This window comes from Streptomyces sp. NPDC040405 (assembly GCF_055595765.1).
The window spans coordinates 1,415,347-1,422,085 of the sequence record NZ_JBVIVI010000002.1; the positions used below are offsets into that span (position 1 = coordinate 1,415,347).

At 72.1% G+C, this 6,739-nt stretch carries 4 protein-coding genes; all 4 read left to right on the forward strand.

What is annotated here, in order from left to right; all coding sequences use genetic code 11:
- The first annotated feature begins 144 nt into the window (after nucleotides 1-144).
- The 4 genes from ACZ59A_RS13640 to ffh all read left to right on the forward strand — a co-directional run bounded on the left by ACZ59A_RS13640 (nucleotide 145) and on the right by ffh (nucleotide 6,609).
- A complete protein-coding gene (locus ACZ59A_RS13640) occupies nucleotides 145-1,521 on the forward strand; it encodes an ammonium transporter (RefSeq protein WP_468042302.1) in 1,377 nt (458 codons plus the stop codon).
- Nucleotides 1,518-1,856 (forward strand): P-II family nitrogen regulator, encoded by a 339-nt coding sequence (locus tag ACZ59A_RS13645; RefSeq protein ID WP_468042304.1) that lies wholly within the window; start codon nucleotides 1,518-1,520, stop codon nucleotides 1,854-1,856. The genes ACZ59A_RS13640 and ACZ59A_RS13645 overlap by 4 nt, the downstream gene beginning before the upstream one ends.
- Nucleotides 1,857-2,085: 229 nt before the next feature.
- A complete protein-coding gene (locus tag ACZ59A_RS13650) occupies nucleotides 2,086-4,587 on the forward strand; it encodes a [protein-PII] uridylyltransferase (protein ID WP_470957557.1) in 2,502 nt (833 codons plus the stop codon).
- A 462-nt stretch (nucleotides 4,588-5,049) separates the two neighbouring features.
- The gene (ffh, locus tag ACZ59A_RS13655) at nucleotides 5,050-6,609 is read left to right on the forward strand and encodes a signal recognition particle protein (RefSeq protein ID WP_470957560.1); all 1,560 of its coding nucleotides are present in this window, start codon (nucleotides 5,050-5,052) and stop codon (nucleotides 6,607-6,609) included.
- The last annotated feature ends 130 nt before the right edge of the window (nucleotides 6,610-6,739 follow it).

Sequence of the window (6,739 nt, forward strand, 5' to 3'; positions counted from 1 at the left end):
GGCGCGTAACACGCCCGCGCCCTTCGTCACTGCCGCGAAACATCGAGCGGCATCGACTGAAACGGCGCTGCGCCAATCTCGTGGCGAATACCGGCCCTTTTGTTTATTGCCAGCGCGGGCCGATTCGACAGCGAGGAGACGCCGATGCCAGTGGGCATCACGATGCTTGCCGCGGACAAGATCACGCCAGATGACGCACTCAGCGCGGCCAACACCGGCTTCATGCTGCTGTGCGCCGCGCTGGTCCTGATCATGACGCCCGGCCTTGCTTTCTTCTACGGCGGCATGGTCCGCGTCAAAAGCGTGCTGAACATGCTGATGATGAGCTTCATCAGCATCGGCATCGTCAGCGTCCTGTGGACGCTCTATGGCTTCAGCGTCGCCTTCGACAAGGGCAATGACCTGTTCGGCGGCTTCGACTGGCTGGGCATGCACAACATCGGGCTGGCCGAGCTGTGGCCCGGCTACACCATCCCGGTCTATGTCTTCGCCCTGTTCCAGATGATGTTCGCGATCATCACCCCGGCGCTGATCAGCGGTGCCCTCGCCGACCGCGTCAAGTTCACCGCCTGGGCGCTGTTCATCGCCCTGTGGGCGACGGTCGTCTACTTCCCGGTCGCGCACTGGGTGTGGGCCGCCGACGGCTGGGCCTTCAAGCTCGGCGTGATCGACTTCGCCGGTGGTACGGCCGTCCACATCAACGCCGGAGCCGCCGCGCTCGGCGTGATCCTCGTCATCGGCAAGCGGGTCGGCTTCAAGAAGGACCCGATGCGGCCGCACAGCCTCCCGCTGGTCATGCTCGGCGCCGGTCTGCTGTGGTTCGGCTGGTTCGGCTTCAACGGCGGCTCCTGGCTCGGAGCCGACGGCGTCACCGCGGCCGCCTTCACCAACACCCAGGTCGCCACCGCCGCCGCGATGCTCGGCTGGCTCGCGTACGAGAAGATCCGGCACGGCTCCTTCACCACCCTGGGCGCCGCCTCCGGCGCCGTCTCCGGACTCGTCGCGATCACCCCCGCCTGTGGTGCGGTCAGCCCGCTCGGCGCGATAGCGATCGGCGTCATCGCCGGTGTCGTCTGCGCCATGGCGGTCGGCCTGAAGTACAAGTTCGGCTACGACGACTCGCTCGACGTCATCGGCGTCCACATGGTCGGCGGCCTCCTCGGCTCGCTGCTCATCGGCCTCTTCGCCACCGGCAAGGTGCAGAGCGACGCCAAGGGCCTGTTCTACGGCGGCAACTTCGACCAGCTCGGCAAGCAGGCCGCCGGTGCCTTCGCGGTCCTCGCCTACTCGCTGATCGTCTCCGCGATCCTCGCCAAGGTCGTCGACCTGGTGATGGGCTTCCGGGTGGAGGAGGACGACGAGGTCGCAGGGATCGACCAGACCGAGCACGCCGAGACGGCGTACGACTTCGCGGGAGCGGGCGGCGGCACCTCCCTCGGCAGCCTCCAGTCCGGCGCGCACCCGGTCGGTCAGGCGAAGAAGAAGGACGCGAAGCAGGACCCGAAGAAGGTGGACGCGTGAAGCTCATCACGGCAGTTGTGAAGCCGCACCGGCTCGACGAGATCAAGGAAGCCCTCCAGGCGTTCGGCGTGCAGGGCCTGACCGTCACCGAGGCCAGCGGCTACGGACGCCAGCGCGGCCACACCGAGGTCTACCGGGGCGCGGAGTACACCGTCGACCTGGTGCCCAAGGTCCGCGTCGAGGTGCTGGCCGAGGACGAGGAGGCCGATGACCTCATCGAGGTCGTCGTCAAGGCTGCCCGTACCGGAAAGATCGGGGACGGCAAGGTGTGGAGCGTCCCCGTCGAGACCGCGGTCCGGGTCCGCACCGGCGAACGGGGCCCGGACGCCCTATGAGGCGAGTGAGCCGAAGGGGCGCGCCGCTGTCGGAAGGGAGAGCGTGCGCAGGTCTCGGCGGCTCGCGTCGATGTACGGCTCCGCCGCGCGAGGGACCGAGCACGGTCGACCGTCGACCGGGGGCGCCTCCCCGCGGTGGCCGGGGACGGGCCGAGGCGCCCCGGAGGCGGACCGAGCCCGCCAAGAGGACCCCACCGATCGCAGGCCCAGCTGACAGGGAGCAGCCGAGTTGACGGAACGCGCCGAGCCAAGGACAGAGACCAACGACTCGGGCCCCGGCGGCTACGCGGCGGCCCGGCTGCGACTCCTCCAGGAGGAGTCGCGGTCCGGGCCGCCGCGCCGCGGTGCGCTCGCCGGACTCACCGACCAGTGGCTCGCCGCGCTGCTCGCCGGTGGCGCCGAGACCTCCGGACTCACCGACGGCGTGGCGCTGGTGGCGGTCGGCGGATACGGACGCGGCGAGCTGTCCCCGCGCAGCGACCTCGACGTCGTCCTGCTGCACGACGGCTCCGCCGACTCCCCGGCCCTCGCCGCGCTCGCCGACCACGTCTGGTACCCCGTCTGGGACATGGGGCTGGCCCTCGACCACTCCGTACGCACCCCCGACGAGGCCCGCAAGACCGCCGCCGAGGACCTCAAGGTCCAGCTCGGCCTGCTGGACGCCCGCCATCTCGCGGGCGACGCCGACCTCACCGCGGGCCTGCGCACCGCCGTCCTCGCCGACTGGCGCGCCCAGGCCCCGAAACGCCTGCCCGAACTGCGCGAACTGTGCCAGGAGCGCGCCGAGCGCCACGGCGAGCTGCAGTTCCTGCTCGAACCCGATCTGAAGGAGGCCCACGGCGGGCTGCGCGACGCCACCGCGCTGCGCGCCATCGCCGCCTCCTGGCTCGCCGACGCGCCCCGTGAGGGCCTGGACGAGGCCCGGCGGCGGCTGCTGGACGCGCGCGACGCGCTCCACCTGGCCACCGGGCGGGCCACCGACCGGCTCTCCCTCCAGGAACAGGACCAGATCGCGACCGCCGTCGGCCTGCTGGACGCCGACGCCCTGCTGCGCCAGGTCTACGAGTCGGCCCGGACCATCGCGTACGCGAGCGATGTCACCTGGCGCGAGGTCGACCGGGTGCTGCGCGCCCGCTCGGCGAGCCGTCCGCGGCTGCGCGGACTGCTCGGCGGCCGCGGGGGCTCCGGCTCCCAGACCCCGGCGGAGCGCAGCCCGCTCGCCGAGGGTGTCGTCGAACAGGACGGCGAGGTGGTGCTCGCCCGCGCCGCGCGCCCCGAGCGCGACCCCGTGCTACCGCTGCGGGCCGCCGCGGCCGCCGCCCAGGCCGGGCTTCCGCTCTCGCTGCACGCCGTACGGCGGCTGGCCGCCGCCACGGGCCCGCTGCCGACGCCCTGGCCGCCCGAGGCCCGGGAGGAACTCGTCACCCTGCTGGGCGCTGGCGAGTCCACCGTCGAGGTCTGGGAGGCGCTGGAGGCCGAGGGCCTGATCACCCGGCTGCTGCCGGACTGGGAGCGGGTGCGCTGCCGCCCGCAGCGCAACCCCGTGCACCGCTGGACCGTCGACCGCCACCTCGTCGAGACCGCGGTCCGCGCCAGCGCGCTCAGCCGCCGCGTCGGCCGCCCCGACCTGCTGCTGGTCGCCGCGCTGCTGCACGACATCGGCAAGGGCTGGCCCGGCGACCACTCGGTGGTGGGGGAGACGATCGTCCGGGACCTGGCCGCCCGCATCGGCTTCGACCGCGCCGACGTATCCGTCCTCGCCACCCTCGTACGCCACCATCTGCTGCTGGTCGAGACCGCCACCCGCCGAGACCTGGACGACCCGGCCACGGTGCGCTCCGTCGCCGAGGCGGTCCGCGGCCCCGCCACCCTGGAGCTGCTGCACGCCCTCACCGAGGCCGACGCGCTGGCCACCGGCCCCGCGGCGTGGAGCGCCTGGCGCGGCGCGCTCGTCACCGACCTGGTCAAGCGGGTCGCCGCCGTCCTCGCGGGGGAGCCCGCGACGGATCAGTCCGCCCCGCAGGCGATCACCGCCGAACAGGAGCGGCTCGCGATCGAGGCATGCCGCACCGGCGGCCCGGTGCTGGCCCTGCACGCCCGGTCGGAGGCGCATCCGCCGAGCGACGAGGCGACGGAGCCGGAACCGATCGGCGTCGAGCTGCTGATCGCCGTCCCCGACCAGTCCGGGGTGCTGGCCGCGGCCGCCGGGGTGCTGGCCCTGCACCGGCTCACGGTCCGGGCGGCCGACCTGCGCGCCGTCGAACTGCCCACGGAGCTGGGCGGCGCGGGCGGCGGCGACGTCCTGCTGCTGAGCTGGCGGGTAGCGGCCGAGTACGGCTCGCTGCCCCAGGCCGCCCGGCTACGGAACGATCTGCTCCGCGCGCTGGACGGCTCGCTCGACATCGTCGCCCGGCTCGCCGAACGCGAGGCCGCCTACCGCAAGTACCCGCGCCGCCGCGGCATCCACGCGCCGCCACCACGGGTCACGGTCGCGCCCGGCAGCTCGCAGCTCGCCACCGTGATCGAGGTCCGCGCCCAGGACATCCCCGGCCTCCTCCACCGCATCGGCCGAGCCCTGGAGGCCGCCGGTGTCACGGTCCGCAGCGCCCACGTCAGCACGCTGGGCGCGAACGCGGTAGACGCGTTCTACGTCACGGACGCCACCGGCACCCCCCTCCCCCCGACGCGCGCCTCGGAGGTGGCCCGAGAGGTAGAACAATCCCTCCGCTGACCCCAAGACGCCCCACCCAAGCGCCGTCCGCCCCGGAACCGGACGTCCGGCCGGTCGATGTCCGAGACGCGGCCTCCGACGGCAGTGGTTCGGCTCGCCCAGCTGCTCCGGCGTTTGGGATGCGGGGCCCGGGGCGGAGGCGCCCACTCCCGGCCCCTCCGGTGTGAGGCGCCGGGGGCTGGGGCGGAGATGCGCCACATCCAGTCCCTCCGGTGTGAGGAGCGGGGGCCCGGAGCGGTGATGTCCCACCACCCAGCCTCTCCGGCGTTTGAGGAGCGGGGGCGAGGGGCGGAGCCCCCGTGGGGGACGGGGCGGAGCCCCGGGTCGGGGAGGGGCGGGGTGGGGGAAGGACCGCCTCCGTCCGAGCGGCGCACGCCCGGGGGCAGACCGTAACCTCGCCGTGCGGATACCCTTGGAGGCCGACCGCCGACCCGACATCCGACCGAAGGATTCGCGACCACCGTGTTCGATACCCTCTCCGATCGCCTCGCAGCGACTTTCAAGAACCTCCGGGGCAAGGGCCGCCTCAGCGAGGCGGACATCGACGCAACGGCACGCGAGATCCGGATCGCCTTGCTCGAGGCGGACGTCGCGCTGCCCGTCGTACGGGCGTTCATCAAGCAGGTCAAGGAGCGCAGCCTCGGCGCCGAGGTCTCCCAGGCGCTGAACCCCGCCCAGCAGGTCATCAAGATCGTCAACGAGGAGCTCATCGGCATCCTCGGCGGCGACGCCCGCCGCCTCCGCTTCGCCAAGCAGCCCCCGACGGTCATCATGCTCGCCGGTCTGCAGGGTGCGGGTAAGACGACCCTCGCCGGAAAGCTCGGCCGCTGGCTCAAGGGACAGGGCCACGCGCCGCTGCTCGTCGCGTGTGACCTTCAGCGCCCCAACGCGGTCAACCAGCTGTCGGTGGTCGCCGAGCGCGCGGGCGTCGCGGTGTTCGCGCCGGAGCCGGGCAACGGCGTCGGCGACCCGGTGAAGGTGGCCGAGGACTCGGTCGAGTTCGCCAAGACCAAGCAGCACGACGTCGTGATCGTCGACACCGCGGGCCGCCTCGGCATCGACGAGGAGCTGATGCGTCAGGCCGCGGACATCCGCGACGCGGTCAGCCCGGACGAGGTCCTGTTCGTCGTCGACGCGATGATCGGCCAGGACGCGGTGAACACCGCCGAGGCGTTCCGCGACGGCGTCGGCTTCGACGGCGTGGTGCTCTCCAAGCTCGACGGCGACGCGCGCGGCGGTGCCGCGCTGTCCATCGCGCATGTCACCGGCCGTCAGATCATGTTCGCCTCCAACGGCGAGAAGCTGGACGACTTCGACGCGTTCCACCCGGACCGCATGGCGTCCCGCATCCTCGGCATGGGCGACATGCTCAGCCTCATCGAGAAGGCCGAGCAGACCTTCAGCCAGCAAGAGGCCGAGCAGATGGCGGCCAAGCTGGCGAAGGGCCCCAAGGAGTTCACGCTCGACGACTTCCTGGCGCAGATGGAGCAGGTCCGCAAGATGGGCTCCATCTCCAAGCTGCTCGGCATGCTGCCGGGCATGGGCCAGATGAAGGACCAGATCAACAATCTGGACGAGAGGGACGTCGACCGCACGGCCGCGATCATCAAGTCGATGACCCCGGCCGAGCGCCAGGACGCGAACATCATCAACGGCTCCCGCCGTGCCCGTATCGCCCGTGGTGCGGGCGTCGAGGTGAGCGCGGTCAAGAACCTGGTGGAGCGGTTCTTCGAGGCGCGCAAGATGATGTCGAAGATGGCCCAGGGCGGCGGCATGCCGGGGATGCCCGGGATGCCGGGCATGCCCGGCGGAGGCGGCAGCGCGAAGCGCAAGGGCAAGCCGCAGAAGAAGGTCAAGGGCAAGCAGCGTTCGGGTAACCCGCTCAAGAGGGCGCAGCAGGAGCGGGAGGCTGCCGAGCGCAAGGCGTCAGGCCAGCAAGGCGGCGCGTTCGGCGCGCCCGGCGGCGGCCAGGGCGGCCAGGACTTCGAACTCCCCGATGAGTTCAAGAAGTTCATGGGCTGAACCGTCCGCATAACTACCGGGTGCGGGGGGGGGGGGGGGGCAGGAGGGGGCGAAGGGTTCCCCCCCACAAACCCGAACGGCCAGGGTGCGGTTTTGTTGGGGAGAGAAAAAAAAGAAGGGTGGGTGCCGG

What these genes read in the sequence shown, in the direction of transcription:
- ACZ59A_RS13640 (WP_468042302.1), top strand. Translation starts at nt 145, where the DNA reads ATGCCAGTGGGCATCACGATGCTTGCCGCGGACAAGATCACGCCAGAT.